This is a genomic window from Streptomyces sp. NBC_00659 (assembly GCF_036226925.1).
Classification (GTDB): Bacteria; Actinomycetota; Actinomycetes; order Streptomycetales; family Streptomycetaceae; genus Streptomyces.
The window spans coordinates 2,539,385-2,564,462 of the sequence record NZ_CP109031.1; the positions used below are offsets into that span (position 1 = coordinate 2,539,385).

The 25,078-nt window shown below is 71.2% G+C and carries 22 protein-coding genes; 5 read left to right on the top strand and 17 right to left on the bottom strand.

The annotated features are described in order from the left end of the window. Positions 1-11 precede the first annotated feature (11 nt). Entirely contained in the window at positions 12-563 is a 552-nt protein-coding gene (locus OG410_RS11010) for a GNAT family N-acetyltransferase (RefSeq protein ID WP_329298952.1), read from the bottom strand. Then, a complete protein-coding gene (locus OG410_RS11015) occupies positions 560-1,555 on the bottom strand; it encodes a GlxA family transcriptional regulator (RefSeq protein WP_329298953.1) in 996 nt (331 codons plus the stop codon). Before OG410_RS11015 ends, OG410_RS11010 begins: the two co-directional genes overlap by 4 nt. Before the next feature lie 70 nt (positions 1,556-1,625). On the opposite strand from OG410_RS11015, the gene OG410_RS11020 reads away from it, so the two are divergent. Further along, the gene (locus OG410_RS11020; protein WP_329298954.1) at positions 1,626-3,026 is read left to right on the top strand and encodes an MFS transporter; all 1,401 of its coding nucleotides are present in this window, start codon (positions 1,626-1,628) and stop codon (positions 3,024-3,026) included. On the opposite strand, the gene OG410_RS11025 is transcribed toward OG410_RS11020, so the two are convergent. Together OG410_RS11025 and OG410_RS11030 are read right to left on the bottom strand one after the other, a co-directional pair. Further along, positions 2,986-3,594: a DUF1349 domain-containing protein gene (locus OG410_RS11025; RefSeq protein WP_329298955.1), complete on the bottom strand. Its 609-nt coding sequence runs from the start codon at positions 3,592-3,594 to the stop codon at positions 2,986-2,988. The two genes, OG410_RS11020 and OG410_RS11025, sit on opposite strands and share 41 nt — an antisense overlap. 182 nt (positions 3,595-3,776) lie before the next feature. After that, positions 3,777-5,306 (bottom strand): aldehyde dehydrogenase (NADP(+)), encoded by a 1,530-nt coding sequence (locus OG410_RS11030; protein WP_329298956.1) that lies wholly within the window; start codon positions 5,304-5,306, stop codon positions 3,777-3,779. A gap of 132 nt (positions 5,307-5,438) precedes the next feature. Here OG410_RS11030 and OG410_RS11035 point away from each other — a divergent pair, with 132 nt between their 5' ends. Together OG410_RS11035 and OG410_RS11040 are read left to right on the top strand one after the other, a co-directional pair. Then, positions 5,439-6,212, top strand: a complete 774-nt coding sequence (locus tag OG410_RS11035) for an IclR family transcriptional regulator (RefSeq protein WP_151470389.1) — start codon at positions 5,439-5,441, stop codon at positions 6,210-6,212. Positions 6,213-6,308: 96 nt separating this feature from the next. Next, complete coding sequence (locus tag OG410_RS11040; RefSeq protein WP_329298957.1) at positions 6,309-7,760, top strand: peptidoglycan D,D-transpeptidase FtsI family protein; 1,452 nt, start codon at positions 6,309-6,311, stop codon at positions 7,758-7,760. 232 nt (positions 7,761-7,992) lie between these two features. Here OG410_RS11040 and OG410_RS11045 read toward each other — a convergent pair whose 3' ends face one another. Further along, complete coding sequence (locus tag OG410_RS11045; protein WP_329298958.1) at positions 7,993-9,444, bottom strand: NCS2 family permease; 1,452 nt, start codon at positions 9,442-9,444, stop codon at positions 7,993-7,995. Positions 9,445-9,699: 255 nt separating this feature from the next. Between OG410_RS11045 and OG410_RS11050 the strand changes: the two genes are divergently transcribed. Together OG410_RS11050 and OG410_RS11055 are read left to right on the top strand one after the other, a co-directional pair. Continuing rightward, positions 9,700-10,266 carry a SigE family RNA polymerase sigma factor gene (locus OG410_RS11050; protein ID WP_329298959.1) on the top strand — a complete coding sequence of 189 codons (567 nt, stop codon included), beginning with the start codon at positions 9,700-9,702 and terminating at the stop codon, positions 10,264-10,266. Next, positions 10,263-11,129: a hypothetical protein gene (locus tag OG410_RS11055; protein ID WP_329298960.1), complete on the top strand. Its 867-nt coding sequence runs from the start codon at positions 10,263-10,265 to the stop codon at positions 11,127-11,129. The genes OG410_RS11050 and OG410_RS11055 overlap by 4 nt, the downstream gene beginning before the upstream one ends. A 110-nt stretch (positions 11,130-11,239) precedes the next feature. Here the strand turns inward: OG410_RS11055 and OG410_RS11060 are convergent, their stop codons facing one another. From OG410_RS11060 to OG410_RS11115, 12 genes are all read right to left on the bottom strand, one after another. Beyond that, entirely contained in the window at positions 11,240-12,034 is a 795-nt protein-coding gene (locus tag OG410_RS11060) for an HAD family acid phosphatase (protein ID WP_329298961.1), read from the bottom strand. A gap of 122 nt (positions 12,035-12,156) precedes the next feature. After that, positions 12,157-13,266, bottom strand: coding sequence for a right-handed parallel beta-helix repeat-containing protein (locus OG410_RS11065; RefSeq protein WP_329298962.1), 1,110 nt, complete (start codon positions 13,264-13,266; stop codon positions 12,157-12,159). A gap of 43 nt (positions 13,267-13,309) precedes the next feature. Continuing rightward, entirely contained in the window at positions 13,310-14,329 is a 1,020-nt protein-coding gene (locus tag OG410_RS11070) for a pectinesterase family protein (RefSeq protein WP_329298963.1), read from the bottom strand. 1 nt (position 14,330) lies between these two features. Continuing rightward, a complete protein-coding gene (locus tag OG410_RS11075) occupies positions 14,331-15,473 on the bottom strand; it encodes a pectinesterase family protein (protein WP_329298964.1) in 1,143 nt (380 codons plus the stop codon). Positions 15,474-15,475: 2 nt separating this feature from the next. Continuing rightward, entirely contained in the window at positions 15,476-16,804 is a 1,329-nt protein-coding gene (locus tag OG410_RS11080) for a pectate lyase family protein (protein ID WP_329298965.1), read from the bottom strand. A 79-nt stretch (positions 16,805-16,883) separates the two neighbouring features. Beyond that, positions 16,884-17,678 (bottom strand): rhamnogalacturonan acetylesterase, encoded by a 795-nt coding sequence (locus OG410_RS11085; RefSeq protein ID WP_329298966.1) that lies wholly within the window; start codon positions 17,676-17,678, stop codon positions 16,884-16,886. 243 nt (positions 17,679-17,921) lie between these two features. Next, the gene (locus OG410_RS11090; protein WP_329298967.1) at positions 17,922-19,304 is read right to left on the bottom strand and encodes an ABC transporter substrate-binding protein; all 1,383 of its coding nucleotides are present in this window, start codon (positions 19,302-19,304) and stop codon (positions 17,922-17,924) included. Between the two features lie 189 nt (positions 19,305-19,493). Continuing rightward, positions 19,494-21,059 carry a glycoside hydrolase family 43 protein gene (locus tag OG410_RS11095; RefSeq protein WP_329298968.1) on the bottom strand — a complete coding sequence of 522 codons (1,566 nt, stop codon included), beginning with the start codon at positions 21,057-21,059 and terminating at the stop codon, positions 19,494-19,496. Further along, positions 21,059-21,901, bottom strand: a complete 843-nt coding sequence (locus tag OG410_RS11100; protein ID WP_329298969.1) for a PmoA family protein — start codon at positions 21,899-21,901, stop codon at positions 21,059-21,061. Before OG410_RS11100 ends, OG410_RS11095 begins: the two co-directional genes overlap by 1 nt. Continuing rightward, positions 21,898-23,166, bottom strand: a complete 1,269-nt coding sequence (locus OG410_RS11105) for a Gfo/Idh/MocA family protein (RefSeq protein WP_329298970.1) — start codon at positions 23,164-23,166, stop codon at positions 21,898-21,900. Before OG410_RS11105 ends, OG410_RS11100 begins: the two co-directional genes overlap by 4 nt. Beyond that, a complete protein-coding gene (locus OG410_RS11110; protein ID WP_443063735.1) occupies positions 23,163-24,065 on the bottom strand; it encodes a carbohydrate ABC transporter permease in 903 nt (300 codons plus the stop codon). The genes OG410_RS11105 and OG410_RS11110 overlap by 4 nt, the downstream gene beginning before the upstream one ends. Further along, entirely contained in the window at positions 24,062-24,997 is a 936-nt protein-coding gene (locus OG410_RS11115) for a carbohydrate ABC transporter permease (RefSeq protein WP_329298971.1), read from the bottom strand. Before OG410_RS11115 ends, OG410_RS11110 begins: the two co-directional genes overlap by 4 nt. Positions 24,998-25,078 lie beyond the last annotated feature (81 nt).

The following is a 25,078-nucleotide window of genomic DNA, read 5'->3' on the forward strand; positions in this document are numbered from 1 at the left end:
AGCGGCTCGGGTCATTCCCCGGTCGTGTCCGCACTCCGGGCCGCGCCGTCGGTCCCCTCCGAGCGCCCGGGCACGGCGTACCGCAGACACAGGTGGTGATCACCCTCCTCCGGTGGGTTCTCCGGGTCGGGGATCCAGCCCAGACGGGTGTAAAAGGCCTGGGCGCGCAGGTTGTCGGTGTGCACGTCGAGCGTCGCCGTGCGCTTCCCGTCCGCCTGCCACTCCTCCACGCAGGCAGCGTGCAGGGTCCTTCCGATACCGGCGCGCCAGCGGTCGGGGTCGACGTGGAACTGGAAGAGCCTGACCGTGTCGGCGGGCCGGCCATCGTCCGTACGGAAGGAGGCGATGCCGACGATCCGGCCCTGCGCGACGGCACACAGCACATGTGCGTCGGGGCGGGCGATGGAGCCGCGCCAGGCCTCGGCCCAGTCGAGGTCGCCCTGCGGGGCGCCGTCCGGGTAGTACGTCGAACGGGCCCGGAAGTGCAGATCGGCGATGGTCTCGGCCTCGACGGGCACGGCGGTGCGGATCACCAGCGCGCCGGTCACACGTTCACTGATCATGCAACGGAGGACGTCACGGCTCCGGTCACGGTTCCGTGCCGGCTGAACTGGGTCCGGTAGGCGCTCGGGGTGAGACCGGTCCGGCGGACCACGTGGGCGCGCAGCGAGTCGGCCGTGCCGAGTCCGCAGGCCGCGGCCACCTGGTCCATCGGCAGGGTCGTGGTCTCCAGGAGTTCCTTCGCGCGTTCGACGCGCTGGTGCAGCAGCCACTGAAGGGGACTGACCCCGCTCTCGGCGTGGAACCGGCGGGTGAGGGTGCGCACACTGACACCCGCGTGCCGGGCCAGGTCGGTGAGGGTGAGCGGCTTGTCGAGGTTGCGCATGGCGAAGCCGCGGGTGTCGGCACAGGCGTTGCCGCGCTCGGGGGGCAGCGGGGTCTGGGTGAACTGGGTCTGGCCGCCCGGCCGTACGGGGGCGACCAGGGCCAGGCGTGCGACCTCGTTGGCCACGGCGGCGCCGTAGTCGGTGCGGATGACGTGCAGACACAGGTCGATGCCGGCGGCGTAGCCGGACGACGTCAGGAACGGCCCGTCCTGCACGTACAGCACGTCTCCGCGCAGCTCGACCTGCGGGTAGCGCCGGCGCATCACCTCGGCGTGGGCCCAGTACGTGGTGGCCCTGCGGCCCTGGAGCAGGCCCGCCTCGGCGAGCTGGAAGGCGCCGGTGCAGATGGACGCGATGCGCTTGCCCGCGGCGGCCGCCTCGCGGAGCGCAGCCACGATCCGCGGGTCCGGCTCGAACGGCGCCCCGGTGCCCGCGACGACCACCGTGTCCGCCTCCCGCACGGCCTCCAGACCGTGCGGGACGTGCAGGTCGAGTCCACCGGTCGTGGGCACGGGTCCCGGCTCGGCCGTGCAGACGACCACCTCGTAACCCGGCCGGCCGTCCACCACGACCTTGCCGAACAGCATCTCCGGCATCGCAAGGTTGAACAGCGCGACGGGGGAAGGGGCGATGACGGTGACGCGGTGCGGGGCGAGTCGCTCGGGCATGGCCAGAACCTCCGGAAGCATGGCATTCAGGCCACTACTGTACGGCGCCGCGGGTCCGCAGCATGGGGACATGCCAACGAACCAGATGTCCAGGGCCTCCGAACCCGTCCTCGGTCAGGGGGAGTTGAGGTCGGAGTCGGGGTCGGGGAAGCCCTCCTCCGCACTCACCCTCACCGCCTCGCTGCTCGGCTTCGCGCTGACCTGTCTCGACGCGTCCGTGGTGAACGTGGCCCTGCCCACGATCGGCTCCTCCTTCGGCGCCGGGATGTCCGGCCTCCAGTGGGTCGTGGACGCCTACACCCTCGCCTTCGCCGCGTTGATGCTGTCCACCGGCGCCTTCTCGGACCGGGCCGGGGCGAGCCGGGCGTACGCGCTGGGCACCGTGGTGTTCACTCTCGCCTCGGCGGCCTGCGGACTGGCGCCGAACCTGCCGGCCCTCGTCGGTGCCCGGGTGGTGCAGGGTGTGGCGGCGGCGGTCGTGCTCCCGGCCTCGCTGGCGCTGGTGCGGCAGGCGTACGCGGAACCGGCGCGGCGGGCACGCGCGGTGGCCGCCTGGGCGGCGGGCGGTTCGCTGGCGGTGGCGCTCGGGCCGGTGGCCGGCGGCGCGCTGATCGCGGCCTGGAACTGGCGGGGCATCTTCTTCGTCAATCTGCCGGTGGGAGCGGTGATCCTGCTGCTGCTCCTCCGGGCCCCGCGCTCGCGGCCCCGCCCGGCTCCGCTGGACCTGCCCGGCCAACTGACGGCGGTGGTGGCCCTCACGGCGCTGACCTTCGCGGTGATCGAGGGCGGGACGGCCGGCCTGGTGGCGCTGCTGACGGCCGTGGTCGCGGGCGCCGCGTTCCTGCGGATCGAGGCGCGCCAGGCGCACCCCGTGGTGCCGCTCGGCCTGTTCCGCAACCGGACCGTGGCCACGACGGTCGCCGTGGGCTCGGCGGTCAGCGTGGCCTTCTACAGCATGGTGTTCGTCTTCTCGCTCTTCTTCCAGCAGGTCCAGCATCACTCCGCGCTGTACGCCGGGCTGCTGTTCCTGCCGATGACGAGCCTGATCGCGGTGACGAACGTGGTGGCCGGCAAGATCACGGGGCGCTACGGGCCGCGGCTGCCGATGCTGGTGGGACAGCCCGTGGCCGCCGCCGGGCTGATCGCCCTCCTCTGCGTCGACGCCCGCACGTCCCCGGTGCTGGTGGCCGTCCTGCTGGTCCCGCTGGCGCTGGGGTGCGCTCTGACGGTGCCGCCGCTCACCGCCGCGATGATGGACGCCGTGCCCGCCGAGCGGGCGGGGCTGGCGGCCGGTGTGCTCAACGCGGCCCGGCAGGTGTCCGGGGGCCTGGGCATCGCGGTGTTCGGGGCGCTGGTCGCGAGCGGTTTCGAGACCGGGATGCGGCTGAGCCTGGCCGTCAGCGCGGCCCTGCTCACCGTGACGTTCGCCCTCAGCTTCCGTCTCTCAGGTCGCTCGGCCAGTCAGGCCTGAACTCGATGCCGTCGTAGGTCACTACGCAGCCCTCCCCCATCGGCGACTGGGTCATGAAGCCCACCAGCGCAGCCCCGGTCTCCTTCTCGCCGTCCAGGGTGAACAGACGGACGAAGGTCCAGCGCTCGCCGTCGCGGGAGGCGTGGAAGGCGAAGGCGCGGCCCGTGCGGCTGACCCGCAGCCAGACGGAACTGCCGTCCACGGTGAAGGAGTTGGCATCGTCGGAGTGTCCCCGGGTGACCACCGTGCAGACGGTGGGCACGTCCGGGGAGTACTCCAGGCACAGCTTCGCCCAGGCCCGCTCCCCGACATGGACGTACAGCACGCCCGCGTCGAAGGCCGCCCCGAAGCCCACCGTCACGCGGGCGATCAGCTGGAAGTCCCCCTCCGGCGAACCGAGCAGCCTCGGCGCGTCGGAAGCCGGGTCGAGTCCTTCGCCGGTGGGCGGCACGAAGCGGTCCTGCCGAGGCCCGGCCCAGCCGGTGAGGACACCGTCCTCGTACGACCAGTTCCCGTCGGGGCCGTAGGTACGAAGGGAGAAGGGGAGTTCGGGGAGTGTGACGTCCATGGTCGGAAGTCTCTCAGGTTCTCGGCCGGCCCCTCCGGGAAAGGTCCGGCTCCTTCGGGAGAGGGAACCGGGCCGTCCCCCGAACGAGCCGGCCCGGCACACAACCGACCGCACACTGAACCGGTCCGGACCGGCACGGAACCGGCCCGCCCGGCACGGAACCGGCCCGGCGCGGACCCGACCTAGCGCTCCAGGCGCCCGTCGTACCGTCGGGGCAGCCCCAGCGGGTTGTCGTCGCGCAGCTCGGGCGGCAGCAGCGCCTCGGGCACGCCCTGGTAGGCGACCGGCCGCATCCAGCGCTCGATGGCGGTGCCGCCGACCGAGGTGGACGTCGAGGTCGTCGCGGGGTACGGCCCTCCGTGGTGCTGGGCCGCCGCGACGGCGACCCCGGTCGGCCAGCCGTTCACCAGGACCCGGCCCGCGAGGGGGGTGAGTTCGGCGAGGATCTCCGCACCGCGCCCCTCGCCCGCGGCCTCCTCCGCGGAGAGCTGCACCGTGGCCGTGAGGTTGCCGGGGAGCCGGGAGAGCACCGCGCCCGCCTCGGACTCGTCCTCGTAGCGCGCCACGACCGTGAGCGGCCCGAAGCACTCCTCGAGCAGCAGATCGTGCTCGCCCTCGGCCGCGAGCCTGCTCGCGGGCACGGTCAGGAAGCCGGGGCTCACCGTGTGCGCGCCGGCCGCACCCGGCGTCACCGGGGCCTGGACGTCCGGGAGCCCGGCACGCTCGGCGACCCCGGCGATGAAGTTGTCGCGCATGCGGTGGTCGAGCAGGACCCCGGCGGCGGTGTCGCTCACCGCGTCGGTCAGGGACTTCAGCAGACGGTCGCCCGCCGCGCCGGCCGGAGCGAGCACCAGGCCCGGCTTCACACAGAACTGGCCGACACCCAGGGTCATCGAGCCGGCGAGTCCCGCGCCGATCTCCTCGGCGCGCTCGGCGGCCGCGGCCTCGGTGACGACCACGGGGTTCAGGGAGCCCAGCTCGCCGTGGAACGGAATCGGCACCGGACGCGCGGAAGCCGCGTCGAACAGCGCGCGCCCGCCGCGGACGGAACCGGTGAACCCGGCCGCCGTGACCAGCGGGTGCCGGACCAGTTCGACGCCGGCCTCGAAGCCGTGGACGAGGCCGACGACGCCCTCGGGGATGTCGTGCCGGCCGGCCGCGCGGCGCAGGACGGCCGCGACGAGCTCGGAGAGCGCCGGGTGGTCGGGGTGGGCCTTGACCACGACCGGGCAGCCCGCCGCCAGCGCGCTGGCCGTGTCACCGCCGGCCACCGAGAAGGCGAAGGGGAAGTTCGAGGCCGAGTACACGGCGACGACGCCCAGCGGCACCTTGTAGCGGCGCAGGTCCGGGATCGGCGGGGTGGCCGTGGCGTCCGGGTGGTTGATCACGACATCGAGGAAGGCGCCCTCGTCGACGATTCCGGCGAATGCGCGCAACTGGTAGCAGGTGCGGGCGAGTTCACCGGTGAGCCGGACCGGGCCGAGCGCGGTCTCCGCGTCGGCGGCCTCGACGAGCAGGTCCTTGGCCCCTTCGAGCAGGTCGGCGGCGGTACGCAGGAACGCGGCGCGTACGGTGCGGTCGGCGAGAGCGGAACGCGCGGCGTGCGCGGCGCGGACGGAGTCGTCCACCTCCTGGGCCGTGGCCTCCACCGCGACCTGCTCCCGCTGCTTCCCGGTACGGGGGTCGACACTCCAGACTGGTGCTGCTGCCACCGCGGGTCCCTTCAGATGTGATGCCACAGTTCTTGTGTCACTCACCAGGGGTGTTCGATATGCTGAACGCTGTCTCTGATGGTGAATCTCCTGTCGGAGACTATTTCCCGTCCAACGAAGGGGTCAAGGGCGATGTCGGCAGGCGAGACAGGTGGCGGGGCGCAGGTCAAGTCCGCGGTGCGGACCGTTGAATTGCTGGAGTACTTCGCCGGCCGGCCCGGAATGCACTCCCTCGCCGCGGTCCAGGAGGCCGTCGGATATCCCAAGTCCAGCCTGTACATGTTGCTGCGCACGCTCGTCGAGCTCGGCTGGGTCGAGACGGACGCGACGGGCACGCGGTACGGCATCGGCGTACGGGCCCTGCTGGTCGGCACCTCGTACATCGACGGCGACGAGGTGGTCGCCGCGGCCCGCCCGACGCTCGACCGCCTCTCGGACGACACCACCGAGACGATCCACCTCGCGCGTCTGGACGGCACGAACGTCGTCTATCTGGCCACCCGGCAGTCGCAGCACTATCTGCGCCCCTTCACCCGGGTCGGCCGCCGGCTCCCCGCCCACTCCACCTCGCTCGGCAAGGCGCTGCTGGCCACGTACGGCGACGAGCAGGTCCGCAAGATGCTGCCGGAGACGCTCCCCGCGCTGACCGAGCACACGATCACCGACCGGGAGAAGCTCATCGAGGAGCTGCACCAGGTACGGGAGCAGGGCTTCGCGGTGGACCGCGAGGAGAACACGCTGGGGCTGCGCTGCTTCGGTGTGGCGATCCCGTACCGCACGCCCGCCCGTGACGCGATCAGCTGCTCGGTGCCTGTGGCCCGGCTCACCCCCGCGCACGAGCAGATGGTCAAGGACGCCCTGTTCGACGCCCGCGACCGGCTCACCCTGGCCACCCGCAGGCTCTGAGGGCGGGACGGCCGCCCGGTGGCCCCATGAAGGATTGATGAGAAAACCGGGCGGACGGGAACGATTCACCCCGGATCGCTCGTCCTTCTGTGCGGGATGAACAAGACGATCAGGCGTGCCGCCGTCTTCTCACTGCTGCTCGTGCTCTCTCTGCTGATCAGGGCGACCTGGGTGCAGTTCTACGACGGCCAGGCACTCGCGGACGACAAGGACAACCGACGGAACGCGATCGCGCTGTACGCGAACCCGCTCGGGAACATCATCGTGGCCGGCGACGCGATCACCGGCTCCGCGGAGACGACAGGGAGCGACCTCAAGTACAAGCGGACGTACAAGAACGGCAGCCTGTACGCGGCGGTCACCGGCTACAGCTCGCAGGTCTACGGCGCGACCCAGCTGGAGGGCATCTACCAGAAGCTGCTGGACGGCTCGGACCTCCAGCTGAAGAACCCGCTGGACACGCTCACCAACAGGCGCGCCGACCCCGGTGACGTGGTCACGACGATCGACCCGGCCGTCCAGAAGGCCGCCTACAACGCGCTCGGGGACAACAAGGGCGCGGCCGTCGCGATCGACCCGAAGACCGGCAAGATCCTCGCGGTCGTCTCGACACCGTCGTACGACCCGACGTCGATCAGCGCGGGCAACAACAGCGTCTGGCAGAAGCTGACCAAGGACGCCGACAAGCCGCTGGTCAACCGCGCGCTGCGGCAGCCGCTGCCGCCGGGCTCGACCTTCAAGCTGGTCGTGGCCGCCGCCGCGCTGGAGAACGGGCTCTACTCCGACGTGGACGCGAAGACGACCAGCCCGGACCCGTACACCCTGCCGGGCACGACGACCGTCCTGAAGAACGAGAACGCGTCCGCTCCCTGCGAGAACGCCTCGATCCGGGTCGCGCTCCAGTACTCCTGCAACAACGTCTTCGCGAAGATGGCGGTCGACCTCGGCCAGGACAAGGTCCGGGCCATGGCGGAGAAGTTCGGCTTCAACAACACCGAGCAGGACGTGCCGGTGCGGGCGTACGCCAGCGTGTACCCCACGGGCATGGACAGGTCGTCCACGGCGCTGACCGGCATCGGGCAGTTCGACGTCACGGCCACGCCGCTCCAGATGGCGATGGTGTCCGCCGCGATCGCCAACGACGGCAAGCTGGTCTCGCCGCACATGGTGTCGCAGACCGGCGACGCCGACGGCAATGTGCTGAAGAACTACGACGACAGCGCGGACACCAAGGAGATCGTCAGCTCGGAGACGGCCCGGCAGCTCCGGTCCGCGATGCAGACGGTCGTCGAGGACGGCACGGGCACCAACGCCCTGATCCCCGGCGCGACCGTGGGCGGCAAGACCGGCACGGCCCAGCACGGCGAGAAGAACAGCAAGACGCCGTACGCCTGGTTCACGTCGTTCGCGAAGTCCGACTCGAACGGCAAGGAGGTCGCCGTCGCGGTCATGGTCGAGCAGTCGGACGCGGCGCGCTCGGAGGTCAGCGGCAACGGACTGGCGGCGCCGGTCGCCAAGGCGATGATGCGGGCGGCGCTGAAGAACTGAGGCGCGCCCGGCCCCACACGTGAGGCGGCCCCGCACCCCATCGGGTGCGGGGCCGCCGCGCGCAAGGACTCCGTCGGACGGGCCGTCGCCACAGAACCCGGCCCCATCGGACGGGCCGTCGCCACGGGCCGTCGCCTCAGGAACCGGCTCCCACCGACTGACCGGTCGCCTCAGGAACCGGCTCCCACCGGCCGGCCGGTCGCTTCAGCCACCGGCACCCTGTGCGGGCCGGTCACTTCACGCCGAGCACCTGCTCCACCGGGTCGATCGCGAAGTACACCAGGAACAGCGCCGAGACGGCCCACAGCAGCCAGTGGACCTCCTTCGCCTTGCCCAGGACGGCCTTGATGACGACGTAGGCCAGGAAGCCGGCCCCGATGCCGTCGGTGATGGAGTACGTGAACGGCATCACGGCGATGGTCAGGAACGCCGGGATCGCGATCTCGTACCGGTCCCAGTCGATGTGCTTGACGTGGGTCATCATCAGGAACCCGACCGCGATCAGCGCGGGCGCCGCGGCCTGGAGCGGGACGATGGTCAGCAGCGGGGTGAGGAAGAGGGCGAGGCCGAAGAGGCCGCCGGTGATCAGGTTGGCGAAGCCGGTGCGGGCGCCCTCGCCGACGCCGGCAGCGGACTCGATGTAGGCGGTGTTGGAGGAGGCGGAGCCCACACCGCCCGCGACGGCGGCGGCGCCGTCGATGAACAGGACCCGGCCGATGCCCGGGACCTGGCCCTGCTCGTCGAGCAGCCCGGCCTCGGCGCTGATCCCGACGATGGTCCCCATGGCGTCGAAGAAGTCCGACAGGACCAGCGTGAAGATCAGCAGGACCGCGGTGAGGACACCGGCCTCGGCGAAGCCGCCGAACAGGCTGAAGTGACCGATGAGCCCGAAGTCCGGAGTGTCGACGATCTTGTCCGGGACCTTGGGCGTGGTCAGGCCCCAGCTCTTGATGTCGGCGACGGCGTCGATGACGATCGCCACGACCGTCATGGTGACGATGCTGATGAGGATCGCGCCCTTCACCTTGCGGGCGAGCAGCGCGATGGTCAGCAGGACGCCGAGGCAGAAGACGAGGACGGGCCAGCCGGTGAGGCGGCCCACGGCACCGAGCTGCACCGGGACGGTGGTGTGGGCGATGTCCGGGATACGGCTGACGAACCCGGCGTCCACGAAGCCGATGAAGGCGATGAACAGACCGATGCCGACGCCGATGGCCTGCTTGAGCTGCTGCGGGATCGCGTTCATGATCGCTTCCCGGAGGCCGGTGAGCACCAGGACGCAGATCAGGACGCCTTCGAGGACGACCAGGCCCATGGCGTCGTCCCAGCTCATCAGCGGCGCGAGCTGGAAGGCCACGACGGCGTTGAGGCCGAGACCCGCCGCGATGGCGAGCGGAAGGTTGCCTCCGATCCCCATGATGACGGTCATGACACACGCCACCAGCGCGGTGGCGGTGACCAGTTGGCCGGTGTCCAGCGTGTGCCCGAACTTGTCCTTGGCGCTGCCGAGGATGATGGGGTTCAGGACGAGGATGTAGGCCATGGTGAAGAAGGTGGCGAACCCGCCGCGTATCTCCCGGCCGACGGTGGAGCCTCTGGCGGATATCTTGAAGAAGGCGTCGACCCCGCCTGCCGCCGGTGGGGCGGTACTTGGCCGGTTGTCGACCTTCTGCGCTTCGGACATGGCGATACTCCTCGTTGCCTGCGTGACTCGTGTGCGGATGCTGGCTGGATTGTTCCCCCGATCAAGGGGTTTCAGGTTTTCCCCGTGTTACGGAATCGAGTTCGGCCCGCCATACGCCGTTCGAAGGCCCGTACGACCGGCTGGTACGCTCACGCATCCCGCTCCGCCGGAACTCCCGTGCTCCACACCGGAATCACGGATCCGTACCCACCGCACCCGCACCGGTGCCGCAGCCGAAGCGAGGGGAGGCACCCCGTGGGCACGCTCGTCGACGACGCCGCCTCGGTGGAGTTCCACGCCTTCTTCGAGCGGCACTACGCCGAACTGGCCCGGCTGGCCCATCTGTTGACCGGTGAGCCGGATGCCGCAGACGATCTGGCCGCCGAAGCTCTGCTCGCGCTGTGGCACCGCTGGGACCGGGTGCGGGCGGCGGACCGTCCGACGGCGTACGCGCGCGGAGTGGTCGCCAACCTCGCCCGCACCCGGATCCGCGCCGCCGTGCGGGAACGCCGGCGGATCACGCTCGTCTGGTCGCAGCGCGAGGACAGGGCCGAGAACCCCGACGTACCGGGGACGGTCGATGTCCGACAGGCCCTGCGCCGGCTGCCGTTCCGCAAGCGCGCCTGTGTCGTGCTGCGGCACGCCTTCGACCTGTCGGAGAAGGACACCGCGCTCGCCCTCGGCGTCTCGGTGGGTACGGTGAAGAGCCAGACGTCCAAGGGCATGGCGGAGCTGAAACGGCTGCTCGGCGCGGACGAGGCGTCGGTACGGATGCACGCGGGGGCGCTGCCCACGGGTGGGACCGGAGGACGGGACCGGTGAGGGAGTCGCGGGAGGTGCACGACGAGCTGCGCGCCCGGCTGCGCGAGGCGGCCGGGGTCCACGAGCCGGACCGCGCGCGCATCCTGGCCCGGGTGGAGCGCGGCATGGCGGGCTCCGGCGAGCGGCGGCCCCCGCGGCGCACCGCGCGCCCGCCGCTGCTCGGCTGGGCCCGTGTCCTGGGCGCCACGGCCGCGGTCGCGGGCGTCCTGGTGGCGGGCGGCTACGCGGTCGCCTCGGCGGTGCGGGACGACGGTCCGGCACGGCGGACCGTGGCCGTTCCCCCGGCGCCCGACCCGTCGCCGGACCCGGCCGGCCGGGCGCCGGCCACCCCCGGGGCCGGACCTCGTTCCGGGACGCCGAAGGAGTCGGGGAGGCCGCGTCCGTCACCCTCCCGGGCCCCCACGGCGAGCGGCCCCACGGCCCCGGACCGGGCGCCCGGCGGGGACACCGCGGACGGCCCGTTGCGGTCGGACGGCTCGGTCGACCCGCACAGCGACGACTACTGGGCGCAGAGCGATGTCAGCCTGCGGACCACGGAGCAACTCACCTCGCTCTCGGTCACGTTGGAGGTCAGACAGACCGGCGGGGTGAGCGAGGCGGGGGCCTGGCTCTCGCTGCCCGAGAGCGACTTCACGACGACGGTCACCGAGCGGGACGGCTTCCTCGTCTACACCTGGACGCTCAGGCCGGGTCGCACGGTCCGGCCGGGCGCGTGGATCTTCGCCGGCCAGTACGGCCACGATCGTGGCGGCCGGGACGCGAAGGACGACGGCTACACCGTGACGGCGACCGCGAAGGGCGGCGAACGGGCCTCCGTGGCCGGTGACTTCGCGAACCGGGACACCGACGGCGGCGATCCCTAGGGCCTGGCGTTCGGATCATGCGGCGGGACGCGGGGGCGCGTTCGCCTCCCGGCGACGCCGAACGCCCCCGCCGATGACGACCGGCGGGGGCGTTCGACGATGGGGGCGCGTCAGCTCACGAAGTACGTGGGGTTCGGGAGCTTGTAGGTCTTGTCGGCGTAGCCGCCGTCGAGGTCCGAGTACTGGTCGCCGAAGTTGGCGACGATGTCGTACCCGAGGGACTCGATGTGCTTGCGGGTACCGGCCTTGTACTGCACGGTCGTGCAGTTCCAGGCGGCGGCGGTGGCACAGCCGCTCAGGTACGCGGGCGGGTTGGCCGCGTCCTTGAGGAACATGTGCGAGGCGTCGAGGTTGATGTCGACGCCGACCTTCTTGAGGTTGTCGACCGCGGAGACGCGCTGCGACTCCTTCAGGCCGGAGTTGTAGAACACCTCGACGCCCTTGGACGCGGCGTACTTGACGAGGTCGGGGCTGCCGAAGACGGCCGGACGGTCCGCCTGGGCGACGTACGCGGCCCAGGAGGCCGAGTTGTAGGTGTAGTTGGTCTTCTTCTCGTAGTCGAGGGAGAGCAGCAGCGTGTCGTCGATGTCGAAGACGACCGCGGGCTTCCCGTGGCGGTGGTGGGCCTTGTGGGCCGCCTGGTCGATGTACCGCTTGGCGGAGGCGTCGAGGCGGGCCAGGTCCTTGGCGTACGGGCTGTCGGGGGACGCCTGGTAGACCCCGCCGGCGTCGGCCGTGGTGCCGTAATAGGTGTCGATGTCCTTGACGAGAACACCGATGTTGTAAGGCTCGTGCGTCGAGTTCGCCGTGGACTGACCGGCGGTGGCGACGCCGGTGCCGTACAGGGCGGAACCGGCGACGACACAGGTTGCGGCGACGGCCGCTATGCGCAGTGACTTATGCATGACAGTTTTCTACGCGCGTCACGTCGCTGGACGCGAGGCCTTTTGCCGGATCGATACCTACTTTTCGGCCGACTTGGGCCTCGCGTCGCACGAATCGGGCCTCACGGACTGCCCGGCGGGTGTCAGTTCATGGTCGCGCCGATGGTCGTGCTGCCCGTCGTGAGGAAGGTGGTCGCGGGCAGTGTCCCGCTGGAGGAGCGGGAGTTGTACGTGGAGGTCGCGTCCGTGGAGATGAACGCCGGGGTGGAGACGCCGGAGTCCCAGTTGTTGCCGGCCGACGTCACCGAGGATCCCTTGGAGACCGCGGTGCCGTTGCTCACGGCGAGGTTCTTGCCGAGCTTGGCGGCGCCGGTGGCGAAGTAGTAGCCGTACTTGCCGTTGGCGTAGGCGGTGGTGCGGTTGATGACGATGGCACCGGTGTTGGAGTTCTCGGTGAAGCCGCTGCCCGCGTCGTCCCAGGCGGCGGAGTTGTTGATGACGTGCGCGACGACCTCGCCGTCGCCGCCCAGCTTGTAGCCGTTGCCGTCGCCCGCGAAGGCCGAGTCGCTCCAGCGGTTCTTGCCGTTGCCGAAGGACCAGGTGTGTTCGACGGTGACGGGTGAGGAGAAGGACCAGAAGTCGAGGCCGTCGTCGGAGTTGTTGTACAGCCGGGCCCCGGTGATCAGGTTGCCGCTGCCCGAACCGAACTTCACGGCGACGCCGTCCGCGTTCTCGCCGTGGGTGGCGGCGTCGTAGTTGCCGTACGCGTCGATGTTCTTGACCGTGTTGTTCACGGTGCCGTCGCCGGTCAGGGTGAAGCCGGAGTCGCCGCCGTTGATGGTCTTGATGTTGTTCCAGACGGTGCCGGTGCAGGACTGGCAGACGACCGCGCTGTCCGGGGAGTTCTGGAAGGTGATGTTGGAGACGTTCCAGTAGTCGGCGGTCAACTTGAAGATCCAGGAGCCCGAGGGGAGCGAGGAGCCGTCGATCTTCACGGTCTCCGAGCCGTACGCCGTGAGGGTGACCGGCGAGGAGGACGTGCCGTTGGCCGTGGACTGGAGGGTGGCCGTCGGGGAGTAGGTGCCGCCGCGCACCTGGATGACGGTTCCGGCGGTGGCGCCGGAGATCGCGCTGGTCAGTTCGGCGGTGGTGTCGACGACGACGGTGGCTGCCTGTGCCTGGGTGGGGAGGACGGCGAGGCCTGCGCCGAGCGCCAGGGTGGCGCCTAAGGCGAGAGCGGTACGACGAGACATGGAGTGCGGTCCTTTCGTCGTGCTGGGGAATGGAGCGGGGGAATCACGGGCGCCAGTCGCCGAGATACGCGGCACGGGTGTGCTGCTCGGCCTCCGCGTCCGTGAGCTGGGGGCGGTTCTCCGGGACGGTGATCACCGCGCCGGGTCCGGTGTTGCGGTACTCGCGAAAGCGCATGGACTGCCACGGGTAGGCCGCGCGCATGTCGGTGTAGGGCGCCACCGCGTCGATGCCGGGCCCGAGTTCGCAGCCGCGGACCACGAGCGAGGGCCACGCGGTGGTCTCGTACGACGGGACCCAGGGCCGGGCGATCTTGTACGCCCCGTCCTCGGCGCCCGAGGTGACACGGCCGCCGACGGCGAGGAAGCCGTGGGGGTTCGCGCGGGCCGTGGACGGCGCGAAGACCATGCCCTCGGGCTTGAACGAGACGTCCCGGTCGAGGGTGTGGAAGCGGCAGCGCTCGAAGACGGCGGTGGCCCGGCCGAACACGAAGTCGACGTCGCCCTCGATGTGGCAGTCGCGGTAGCAGTGCCGGTCGAAGGCGGCCAGGTCCGTCGTGTCCGCGAACAGTGTGTCCTGGTGGGCCAGCAGCCGCACCCGCTCGAAGTACGAACGGTCGCCGGTGACGTAGGCCGCGACCGCCTGTGTGCCGGTGATCTCCGGGTGGTCCGCGCGCAGCCAGTCGTTCGCGATCGTCAGCCGGCGCACGGTCAGTCCCGGAGCCGCCGAGGTGAAGGTGGCCGAGCCCGCGGTCCCGTAGGTCCCGGAGCCGTCCGGTAGCGGCGTGCCGTTCGCCCGGTCGAAGACGACGACCGCGTCGCGCGGGTCGCGGGTGGTACCACGGAGCGTCAACTCCCCCTTTTCGGCGGGGATGTGGACCACCTCGCGGTACGTTCCCGGGTGGATGACGATCGTCTGCCCGGGACCGTCCACCGCGTCGACGGCGGCCTGGACCGAGTCGCCGGGACGCACGTGCAGGACACGGCGGCCGTGGGCGGCGGCCGGGGCCGTGCCCACGGCCGTGACCGACGCCGCCAGACCGGCGAGGAGGGTTCGCCTGCGCATCTCAGCACCCCTTCCACGGAGTCCAGTCGCCGAGGTACGCCTCGCGGGTCGCCGAACGGGCCTGTTCGTCCGTGAGCTGGGGACGGTTCTCCGGGACGGTGATCACCGCGCCCGGCCCGGTGTTGCGGTACTCGGCGAAGCGCTGGCTCTGCCACGGATAGGCGGCGGACATGTTCGTGTAGGGCGCCACCGCGTCGATGCCGGCGTCCAGACGGGTGTCGCGGACGGTCAGCATCGGGCGAGCGGTGAGGTCCGAGCCGGGCACCCAGGGGCGGGCCAGCTTGTAGTACGCGTCCGGCGCGGCGCTGCTGATCCGGCTGCGGGTGACCAGGTAACCGCGCGGGTCGGCGACGGCCGTGGACGGCGCGAGGACGAAGCCGTACGGGGCCCCGGCCAGGTCCGTGCGGTCCAGGGTGCGGAAGTGGCAGTACTCGAAGACCGCCGTCGCCCGCCCGAAGACGAAGTCCACGTCCCCCTCGACGTAGCAGTCCCGGTAGTACTGCCGGGCGAAGGTGGCGAGCGCGATGGAGTCGGCGTACAGCGTGTCCTGGTGGCCGAGGAAGCGGCACCGGTGGAAGGCCGAGCGGTCGCCCTGCACCTTGACCGCCACGGCCTGGGTGCCGGTGATCCCGGGGTGGTCGGCGCGCAGCCAGTCGTTGGCGAAGGTGACCGAGCGGGCGGTGAAACCGTCGGTGCGGACCGTGGTCGTCGCGGACCCGGTGGTGCCGTAGGTGCCCGAACCGTCGGGCTTCGGCGTGCCGTTGGCGTTGTCGTACACGACGACGACGTCGCGCGGGTCGCCGGAGGCTCCGATCCAGGTCATCTCGGAGCCGGCGGCGCCGGGCAGGCCGGTCGCCGGGTCGACGGCTCCGACCGAGACCGTCTCGCGGTACACGCCGGGCGCGATGACCAGGGTGAATCCGGCGCCGGTCGCGGCGGTCACGGCGGCCTGCACGGTGGTGTGGTCGCCGAGGCCGCCGGGATGGACGTACAGCGTTCTCGCGTCACGCCGCGCGGACGGCGAACCGTGGCGCCCGAACGGCGAACGCCCGGTGGCGCGGGCGGGGGCCGCGAGGCCGAGAGCCAGTGCGGCTCCGGTGCCCGCGGCGACGAACGCCCTTCTGCTGACGGGGTGTCCGGCCATGGTCAGCAGATCTTTCCGGCGCCCGCGCGGTGGTCGACGATGCCGGGAACGGCCCTCGGCGGGTCGACCTTCGTCCGCAGGACCGGTGTCCATCCCGCGCCGGACTGGAGCGTCTCGGCCGGGATCTCCGCGTTGTGCACGGCGATCAGATCGGTCCGTACGCCGTTGACGTAGTTGTCGGCGGCGGTGAGCGGCGCCTCCTTCCACTTCTTCAGGATCTTCCCGGTACCGACCGAGTCCGGCAGCGTGAACGCGTTGTGTTCGGCGACGAGTTGGGACTCCATCCCGATGCCGAAGCTGTAGGAGTAGGTGGCGTCGGCGACGAAGTGGTTGTTGTAGGAGTCCACTTGCCCGAAGCGGACGCGCGGGGCGCGCTCGACGAGGCCGGTGAACAGGTTGTGGTGGAGGGTGACCTTCAGATGGCCCCGGTCCACGGCGGCGGTCGCCGCGCTGTCGCTGTTGCCGATCAGGATGGTCTTGTCGTGGTCGGCGAAGACGTTCCAGGAGGCCGTCACGTAGTCGGCGCCCTTGACGATGTCCAGTTCGCCGTCGTGCTGTTCGTAGATCCGGCCGTAGTACGTCGGCAGCGAGCTGTCCGGGTGGTCGCCGTCGGTGAACGTGTTGTGGTCGAGCCAGACGTGCGTGGCCCCGTAGACCACCGCGCTGTCGTACTCGGAGTTCCAGTTGCCGGTGTCGCCGTCGGTGGGGTCCCACTGCGGGAAGCAGTCGAGGGGACTCTCGAAGGCGAGGTTGCGGACGATGACGTTGTCGACGTCCTTGATCTGCAGGCTCGCGCCCTTGATGCCGGCGTCGCGGCCGATCCCGACGATGGTGGTGTTGGCGGGGACGTACGCCTTCATGGCGGTGTCCTGGTTGGCGGCGGAGGCGGCGCGCAGATCCTCCTGCTCGCCGCTGACCACCTGGTCGTAGCCCCACACCGCGGGGTCGTAGTCGGCGAGGTAGCGGTCGAAGTCGTAACCGGGCGCGGCGAAGGAGTCGCAGCCGTCGGCGTTGGCGTCGATCGTGCCCTTGACCTTGATGATCTTCGGCGCGCTGCCGTCGGCGGCGAGCGCGGCCCTGAACTCCGCCCAGGTCGTGACCGTGTGGATCCGATCGGCCTTGGCGGCCGAGCCGCCGGTGGTGCCGGTCCCGGCGGACGCCCAGCCGTCGCCCGCGGCGAGCGTCTGCCGGGCGGGCTCGCCGGACCGGGCCTGGGCGGGGGTGCCGGTGACGGCGAGCACGAGGGCGGTGCAGCCCATCAGCGCGGCCGTTCTCCGCGTGGCGGTCACGCTCCACGCTATGGCATGCCCATGCCATTTCTGTGTGTTCATCGTGCGGCTCTCTTTCCTTCGGCTCAAGGACTCAGGGACTCAGGGACTCAGGAGTTCAGGGACTCAGGGACTCAGGGACTCAGGCGGTCGGCCAGGTGATCCAGGACTCGGGAATCTCCGCGTCGAGACGGCGTACGTCCCCGGGCGCGAGAACCCGGGAGTGCAGCAGTCCGGCCGTGACGAGACGGGCCACGGCGATGGCACCCGGCGGGTTGAAGTGCGTGTTGTCCTGCTCGGTCGCGGTCCAGTTGAAGTACTTCTTCGTCTCCTCGACGCCGAGCCGCTGCCACAGCGCGATGGACAGGGCCTGGATGTCGAGGAGCGCCACGTGCTCGTCCGCGGCGAGCGCCCGCATCGACGCCGGGTAGTCGCCGTGCGTCGGCACCGCGTTGCCGTCCGCGTCGAACTTTCTGCGCTCCACCGGGGTGGCGAGCAGCGGCCGGGCGCCCCGGGCCCGCGCCCCGGCGATGTACTGCCGCAGGCAGTCCTGGAACGTCGTCCACGGCTCGGTGTAGCGCGTCGGGTCGGCGCTCTTCTCGTCGTTGTGCCCGAACTGGACGAGCAGGAGGTCGCCGGGCCGGATCACGTCGAGGATCGCGGCGAGGCGCCCCTCGTCGATGAAGCTCTTCGAACTCCGGCCGTTCACCGCGTGGTTGGCGACCACGACGTCCTCGCGGAGGAAGAACGGGAGGGCCATGCCCCACCCGGTCTCGGGTGCGGCGTCGGCGTACTTCTGGGCGGCGGTGGAGTCACCGGCGATGTGGAGGGTGCGCGGCCGGTGGTGCGGGGCGGCGAGCGCGGGGCCCGCCGCGGCGGCGGCGAGCGGCAGGGCGGCCACGGCCGCCGAGGTGACCTGTCTGCGCGTGAGGGACACGGGCGTGTGCCTTTCGACAGAGGGTTCGGCTGAGCTTTCTACGGAAGGTCCCGGCCGACGTTCCGGCAGAGGTTCCAACAGAGGACCGCCAGAGGTACCGGCAGAGGACCAGGCAAAGGTTCCGGCTGACGACCAGGCGGAGGTTCCGGCTGAGGTTCCGACGGACGTGCGGAGACAGCCGCCGGGCCCCGGGCCGGCCGCGGCGCGACGCGCGCCACGGCCGGGCCCTGTGGGCGGACCGGGTCAGTGGTGGGCCTTCCAGTCGGCCTGCGCCTTGTCGAGCTGGTCGGCCAGCGTGTCCAGGAAGTCCTTCACGCTCATCTTGCCGAGCAGCACCTTCTGGAAGTTCGGCTCGTTGTCGGCCTTGGAGATGGTGTTCCAGTCGGGCAGGTAGTACGGCAGCTGCACGATCTTGGTTCCGGCGCCGTTCAGCGCCTCGGCGGCGAGCTTGGTCGGCTCGGCCTGCTGGATCCAGGCGTCCTTCGCCGCGTCGGTGTTCGCCGGAACCTGACCGGCCGACTCGTTGAACTTGGAGTTCTCCGCCGCCGAGACCGCGAACTCGATGAACTTCCAGGCGGCCGCCTTGTTCTTGCCGGACTTGAACAGGCTCAGCCCGTCGACCGGGTTGGAGATCTGCACCCGCGTGCCGTCGTCCAGCGTGGGATTCGGGATGCCGCGGAACTTGCCGGCGCCCAGCGCCTTCAGGTGGTCCTGGTAGGAGCCGAGGTTGTGGCTCAGCATGCCGATGGTGCCGCTGTCCCACTGCGCGACCATCTTGGTGAAGTCGTTGTTGACGTCGGCGGACGGGGTGGACTTCTTGTAGAGGGCGACGTACTTCTCCAGGGCCGCCACGTTCTTCGGGTCGTTGACGGTGGTCTTGTCGCCGTTCCAGAACGAGGTGATGCCGGTCTGGCCGTACGCCGCGTCCAGCGCCGGGGCGATGGAGCCCTCTCCGCCGCGGATGGTGAAGCCGAACTTGTTCTTGCCCGTGTCCGTGAGCTTCGCGGCCGCGTCGTAGAACTTCGTCCAGGAGGCCGGCTCGTCCAGGCCCGCCGCCTTGAACAGGTCGGTGCGGTACCAGAGCGTGCCGTTGTTGGCGGAGGTCGGCACCTGGTACAGCGTGTCTCCGCCGCCCGCGGCCCGGCTGACGTCGAGCAGGTTCTGGCTCAGCTTTCCGTTCAGCGCGCTCTTCTCGATCCGGCTGTCCAGCGGCTCCAGCGCCCCCTGGACGGCGACCTCGGCGAGCATCGCGGTGCCCACACCCCCGACGTCCGGCAGGCCGCCGCCCTGGATGGCGGTGTCGTACTTGGACTGGGCGCTCGCGGCCGGGATGCCGACGTAGTTGACCTTGATGTCCGGGTACTTCTTCTCGAAGTCGGCGATGATCTGCTTCCAGATGTCGGTGCGGACACCGCCGTTGTTGTCCCAGAAGGTGATCTCGCCCTTGCCGGAGCCCTCGGTCCCCTTGTCCCCCGCGCTGCCGCTGCCGTCGTCACCACAGGCGGTGACGGTCAGCGCGAGCACGGATCCGAGGGCGACGGCCACGGCGGCGCGCCGGGCTCCATGGACGCCGGTCCTTCTGGGACCGGTCGCCGGTGGGTTGTTCCTGAGTGGGCTGGTCTTCATCGATCGGCTCTCTTCTTCCGGATCCAACGGGGTGGTGGGGTCGGTGCGGTGTCCTCGGAGATCGGCGCCCGGCTGCTTCCGGAAGGGACGCGCCCTTCCCTCCCCATCCGGCAAGCGCTTGCTACGGAGGTGCTGCTTCATTGCGGCTCCCAAGGCGGACGAACGACGGACGACGGCTGACGAAGACCCTCAGGGGGTCGGGACGACTCGGAAACGCGTGAACGTGGCGGCCCCCGCGTGGCCCGCGCCGGACGGCGCGAGCGCGAACAGGCCGAGCAGGGCGCCGACCCAGCGCCAGGGCGTGGCGGCGAAGGCCTGCCCGGAGGGCTGCCGGCCGCCACCGACGTCGTAGGAGAAGCGGCAGCGGGCCCCCGCGCCGATCTCGATCCACAGCCGGGCCCGGCCCTCGGGCGCCGGGCGTGCCGGAGCGGCGTCGCGCTCGCCCTCGCACGGCCCCGAGCGCACGGCGGGTGCCCCGACGGCCGCGGTCTCGGCGAACCGGTGCACGAGCCGCACCGATCCGTCCGGCTCGCGCCGGAGGCCGATCCAGCCGAACGCGTCCCCGAGCACCGCGATCCCGGCCCGCGCCCCGGGCTCCTCGCTGTCGAGGCACAGGTCGACCTGGACGGTGGCGGCCGCGCCCGGTATCCGCTGGGTGAGGACATGGGGCAGCCGGCGCAGGTCGTGGGCGTCCGCCGTACGGACACAGGTCAGCCGGAGTCCGTCGCCGGAGTGCTGGGTGGCCCAGCCGTCCTGGGGGTTGGCGGTCCACTGCCACTGGCGCCCGAAGCGGCCGCCCGGGAAGTCGTCGTCGGTGGCGGGTGCGGACGGCGGCTGGGCCGGCAGGTCCGGCTTGCGGTGGACGGCCACGGGGGCGCCCCGGTCGCCGAGCACCGGCCAGCCGTCCTCGCCCCAGCGCATCGGCTGGAGGTGGACCACCCGCCCGTAGGGTCCGCGCTGCTGGAAGTGCGCGAACCAGTCCTCGCCCGCCGCCGTGCGCACCCAGCCGCCCTGGTGCGGGCCGTTGACCCGGGTGTCCCCCTGTTCCAGCACCACCCGTTCCTCGTAGGGTCCGAAGAAGCCGCGCGAACGGAAGGCACCCTGCCAGCCGGTCTCGACTCCCCCGGCGGGCGCGAAGATCCAGAACCAGCCGTCGTGACGGTAGGCCTTGGGCCCTTCGAGGGTGAACCAGCCGGGAATCAGGTCGGCGTCGACGATCACCTTGCCCTCGTCGATCAGCCCTGTGCCGTCGGGACGCATCCGGTGCCCGGTGAGCCGGTTCTTCACTCCCGAACGGGACCTGGCCCAGGCGTGCACGAGATACGCCTCGCCACTCTCCTCGTCCCACAGCGGGCAGGGGTCGATGAGCCCCTTGCCCTCCTTCACCAGCTGCGGCCGGGTCCAAGGGCCCCTGATCTGAGGGGCGTTGACCTGGAAGATGCCGTGGTCGGGGTCGCCCCAGAAGATCCAGAAACGGTCGTCGTGGTGACGCAACGCGGGGGCCCACACCCCGCAGTCGGGCCTGGGATTCCTGAACTCGCGCGCGGGCTCCAGGCGTTGGAGAGCGTGCCCGACGAGGGTCCAGTTCACCAGGTCCCGGGAGTGCAGCAGCGGCAGGCCGGGGGCGCGGCCGAAGCTGGAGGCGGTGAGGTAGAAGTCGTCGCCGACGCGCAGCAGATCGGGGTCGGACCAGTCGGCGTCGAGGACGGGGTTGCGGTAGGTGCCGTCACCGAGGTCGGCGGAGGGCAGGGCCATCAGGGGCTCACCGCCTTGCGGACCAGCGCGGCGGCCCCGCTCCGGTCGAGGGTGCCGTCGGCGACGACGGTGACGACCCGGCGTACGAGCGTCTCCCCCGCCTCGACGGCCAGCCGCTCGTCATGGGCCAGGGAGGAGCCGACGCCCGGGTACTCGGCGGTGCGGACGAACCACGGGTCACGGCGGGTCGCGCCGGTCGCCCCGGCGAGGACGAGCGTCCAGCCGGCGCCCGCGAGGGCGAGCCAGTCGGCGGGGCGCGCGTGCACGGCCTCCTCGCCCTCGGCGTCGGCGGTGAACACGCGCGGGGCGTCCTGTTCCTTGCGGGCCCGCCAGAAGAAGCCTCCGTAGGCCGCGCCCGGCCGTCCGTTGGTGGCGGGGCTGCCGATCGACAGGCCGCGCGCGGTGACGTTCGTGAGGGAGAAGGTGAAGTCCAGCGCCCAGGCGGTGTCGGTGAGGGCGACGGCCGCGACCGTACGGCGCTCCCGCAGCAGTTCGGTGCCCGCGGCCATCCAGCGCAGCTCCTCCACGAAGCCGTCCGGGTCGCGCAGCTGGAAGCCGGCGTGCCGCTGGGCGCCGTGGTTGTCGAGCTCGGTCGGTCCCTGGTCGCGGACGTAGGTGCGCCCGCCCCAGAAGTTGTGCCCCTCGACGTCGGGTACGGCGACACCGACGCCGAGGTGGTGGGTGTGGTCGGCCGGGCTGAGCTCGGTGACGGCGGTGCCGGCCAGGGTGGTGACGGGGTGCAGATACGGGCGCGGGGAGAGCCGGGCGGGGAGTGCGGGCCGGGTGACGTAGCGGGCGACGGGGCGGCCCGCGATCCGCAGGAGCTGCGTGTCGTCGTTCATGGGGTGCTCACCTCTTTCGGGAGCGCCCAGGAGGCGCCCAGCTCGGAGTAGAGGGCGAGGGTGTCGGCGGCGGCCGCGACGAATCCGTCGACGCCGGGCACGACGCGGCGCTGTTCGCCGGGGACCGTCTCCCAGGCGTCCGGGGGCAGCGCGACCGGGTCGGGGGCCTGCCGGATCGCCTCGACGACCTTCATGAAGGCGCCCGTCGACTCGGGCGGGACCAGCAGTGGGGCGCCGCCCGACAGATGCCCGGCCAGGTTCTCCAGCAGGTCGGTGCGGCCGTACTCGATCTCCTCGGGGCCGTGTCCGGACCGCTGCACGAGCACCCGGTCCTGCTTGTACCAGAAGGTGATCCGGCCGCCCGTGCCGTGCACCAGGACGTACGGCTCGCCGGGGCGTTCGGCGCAGAGCGTGGCGGCGACGGTGATCCGGCCCCCGGTGGTCGTCACCCGCACGCACGAGGTGTCGTCGGACTCGATGTCGTTGGCCCGCAGCAGTTCGGTCCGGATGCCGGTGACGTCCTCGGCGCGGGTCGAGCCGTCCAGGGCGAGGGCCGTGGCGACGGCGTGGGCCAGCGGGTTCGTCAGGACCCCGTCGACGACGTCGGCGCCGTCGAGGCGGCGTCTGCCCGCCCAGGGCGCGCGCCGGAAGTACGCCTCGTCGCGGACCCAGGCGCCCGCCCCGCCGATTCCGGTCACCCGGCCGATGGCGCCCTCGGTGATCAGCTTCCTGATCGCCGGCACGGCGTGCGAGCCGAGCGACTGGAAGCCGATCTGGCAGACCACTCCGGCCGCCGCGACTCCGTCGGCCATCCGCCGGAACTCGGCGTAGGACGGCGCGGGCGGCTTCTCCAGGAGCAGGTGGACGCCCCTGCGCGCGGCGGTCAGCGCGAGGTCGGTGTGGGTGGGGATGGGGGTGCAGATCACCGCGACGGCGGCGCCGGTGGAGTCGAGGAGGGCACCGAAGTCGGCGGACTGCTCGACGCTTCGCCCGCCCAGCTCCTCCTCGGTGAGCGGGGTCAGCTCGCAGATCCCGGCGAGGCGTACCAGGCCCTTGTCCTGGAGCCGGCCGATGTTGTCCAGGTGCCAGCGGCCGTGGCCCCGTGCACCCGCGAGGACGACGGGCAGCGGGAGCCGGGCCGTCGTGCCCGCCCGGGCGGAACCGGCCGGCCGCGGGAGCCCGGGGCCCGTCGTCGCCTGGACGCCGGACGCGGACGGCCGGCTGTCCGGGTGCGGGTCGCCGCTCCGGCGCGAGGTGGCGGTCATCCCTTCACCGCCCCGGCGCTGAATCCGGTGATCAGCCATTTCTGGATGAAGGCGAAGACGACGACCACGGGGACGGCGGCGACGATGCCGCCCGCCGCGAGCGCGCCGAGGTCGACGCTGTCGGAGCTCAGCAGGGTGTTGAGGCCGACCGGGATGGTCTGCTTGCTCTGGTCGCTGAGGAACATCAGGGCGAACAGGAAGTGGTTCCAGGCGTGGACGAAGGCGAAGGAGCCGACGGCGATCAGCCCGGGCCGCAGCAGCGGGAGGACGACGATCCGGAAGGCGTCGAAGCGGTTGCAGCCGTCGACCCAGGCGGCCTCCTCCAGGGTGTACGGCACGTTCCTGATGAACCCGCTGATGAGGATCATCGACAGCGGAAGCTGGAAGACCGTCTCGGCGATGACGACACTGACCAGCGAGTTGATCATCCGGAGCTCGGCGAAGATCTGGAAGAGCGGGACCAGGAGCAGGGCGCCCGGCACGAACTGCGAGCAGAGCAGCGCGAGCATGAAGCCGCGCTTGATCCTGAAGTCGAAGCGGGCGAGGGCGTAGCCGCCGGCGAGGGCGACGAGCGTGGTCATCACCAGGGTGGAGACGGCGATGATCACGCTGTTCTGGAAGTAGGTCCCGAAACTGCGCTCGGTCCACACCTTGTCGAAGTGCTCGAAGGTCATGGGCCAGGGCACGAGGGAGGTCGACCCGGCCGGGCGCAGCGCGAAGAGCAGGATCCAGTAGAAGGGGATCAGGGTGAAGAGCAGATAGACGCCCAGGGGGACGTAGATCTGCCAGCGCGGGGCCTCGTCCCAGGCGCGCCGCTTCCTCCCCGCGCGCGGGCGGGGTTCCTCCCTGGGCGGGGCGGGTACGGCCGGGGCGATCGTCCCGGCGTCCTTGGTGATCACTTGTCCCCGCCTCCGAACTTGCTCAGCCGCAGATAGACGATCGAGCAGAACAGCAGAATCACGAACGCGACCGTGGTGAGGGCCGAGGCGTAACCGAAGTTGTGCGCGTCGACACTGGTGTTGGCGATGTAGAGCGGAAGGGTCGTCGTCTCGCCCGCGGGGCCGCCGCCGGTGAGGGTGTAGAGCAGGTCGACGTTGTTGAACTCCCACACCGCGCGCAGCAGGGTGGAGAGGATGATCGCGTCCTTGAGGTGCGGCAGCGTGATGTGCAGGAACTGCCGGACGCGGCTCGCTCCGTCGACCTCGGCGGCCTCGTACAGGTCCTTGGAGACGGACTGGAGGTCGGCGAGGATCAGGATCGCGAAGAAGGGCACCCCGCGCCACAGGTCCGCGACCACGGCCGCCGGGAAGACGGTGGAGGTGTCCGAGAGCCAGCTCGTCCCGTACGAGCCCATGCCCGCGTCGGCGAGGTAACGGGTGATGCCCGTCTGGGAGTTGTAGAGCAGCACCCAGATCGCGGAGGTCAGCACCCCGGAGACGGCCCAGGGCGAGAAGACCAGGGCGCGTCCGGCGGCCCGGCCGACGAAGGTCTGGTTGACGATCAGCGCGAGCGCCAGGCCGAACAGCAGCTGGAGGCCCACCTCGACGACGACCCACTTCGCGCTGAAGGTCAGCGTGTCCCAGAACTGGGGGTCGTCGGTGAAGGCGTGCACGAAGTTGCCGAAGCCCGCGTAGCCGTTGCGCCACGGCTTGGTCGGGTTGTAGTTCTGCAGGCTGTAGTAGAAGACGCTGATGACGGGGTAGGCGATGAAGCCCAGCATCAGCAGCGCCGCCGGGGCGATCAGCAGATACGGAAGCCTGCGCGGGGTCGCTGAGGCACGGCGCCGCCGGGGTGGCGCGGGCGGTTTCGCCACGGCTGCGGCTTGGGCCATGACTGTTCTCCGTTCGCAGTGGGGCAGGTACAGCGGGTACAGGAAGCGCTTGCTACGACGCCATGGGTCGGGCACGTCCAC

Bases quoted from the DNA above. Each gene is read 5' to 3' on its own strand.
- OG410_RS11010 (WP_329298952.1), bottom strand. From the start codon at position 563: ATGATCAGTGAACGTGTGACCGGCGCGCTGGTGATCCGCACCGCCGTG.
- OG410_RS11035 (WP_151470389.1), top strand. From the start codon at position 5,439: ATGTCGGCAGGCGAGACAGGTGGCGGGGCGCAGGTCAAGTCCGCGGTG.
- OG410_RS11075 (WP_329298964.1), bottom strand. From the start codon at position 15,473: ATGGCCGGACACCCCGTCAGCAGAAGGGCGTTCGTCGCCGCGGGCACC.
- OG410_RS11100 (WP_329298969.1), bottom strand. From the start codon at position 21,901: ATGAACGACGACACGCAGCTCCTGCGGATCGCGGGCCGCCCCGTCGCC.
- OG410_RS11060 (WP_329298961.1), bottom strand. From the start codon at position 12,034: ATGCATAAGTCACTGCGCATAGCGGCCGTCGCCGCAACCTGTGTCGTC.
- OG410_RS11105 (WP_329298970.1), bottom strand. From the start codon at position 23,166: ATGACCGCCACCTCGCGCCGGAGCGGCGACCCGCACCCGGACAGCCGG.
- OG410_RS11045 (WP_329298958.1), bottom strand. From the start codon at position 9,444: ATGTCCGAAGCGCAGAAGGTCGACAACCGGCCAAGTACCGCCCCACCG.
- OG410_RS11040 (WP_329298957.1), top strand. From the start codon at position 6,309: ATGAACAAGACGATCAGGCGTGCCGCCGTCTTCTCACTGCTGCTCGTG.
- OG410_RS11090 (WP_329298967.1), bottom strand. From the start codon at position 19,304: ATGAAGACCAGCCCACTCAGGAACAACCCACCGGCGACCGGTCCCAGA.
- OG410_RS11025 (WP_329298955.1), bottom strand. From the start codon at position 3,594: ATGGACGTCACACTCCCCGAACTCCCCTTCTCCCTTCGTACCTACGGC.
- OG410_RS11015 (WP_329298953.1), bottom strand. From the start codon at position 1,555: ATGCCCGAGCGACTCGCCCCGCACCGCGTCACCGTCATCGCCCCTTCC.
- OG410_RS11080 (WP_329298965.1), bottom strand. From the start codon at position 16,804: ATGAACACACAGAAATGGCATGGGCATGCCATAGCGTGGAGCGTGACC.
- OG410_RS11070 (WP_329298963.1), bottom strand. From the start codon at position 14,329: ATGCGCAGGCGAACCCTCCTCGCCGGTCTGGCGGCGTCGGTCACGGCC.
- OG410_RS11095 (WP_329298968.1), bottom strand. From the start codon at position 21,059: ATGGCCCTGCCCTCCGCCGACCTCGGTGACGGCACCTACCGCAACCCC.
- OG410_RS11115 (WP_329298971.1), bottom strand. From the start codon at position 24,997: ATGGCCCAAGCCGCAGCCGTGGCGAAACCGCCCGCGCCACCCCGGCGG.
- OG410_RS11065 (WP_329298962.1), bottom strand. From the start codon at position 13,266: ATGTCTCGTCGTACCGCTCTCGCCTTAGGCGCCACCCTGGCGCTCGGC.
- OG410_RS11020 (WP_329298954.1), top strand. From the start codon at position 1,626: ATGCCAACGAACCAGATGTCCAGGGCCTCCGAACCCGTCCTCGGTCAG.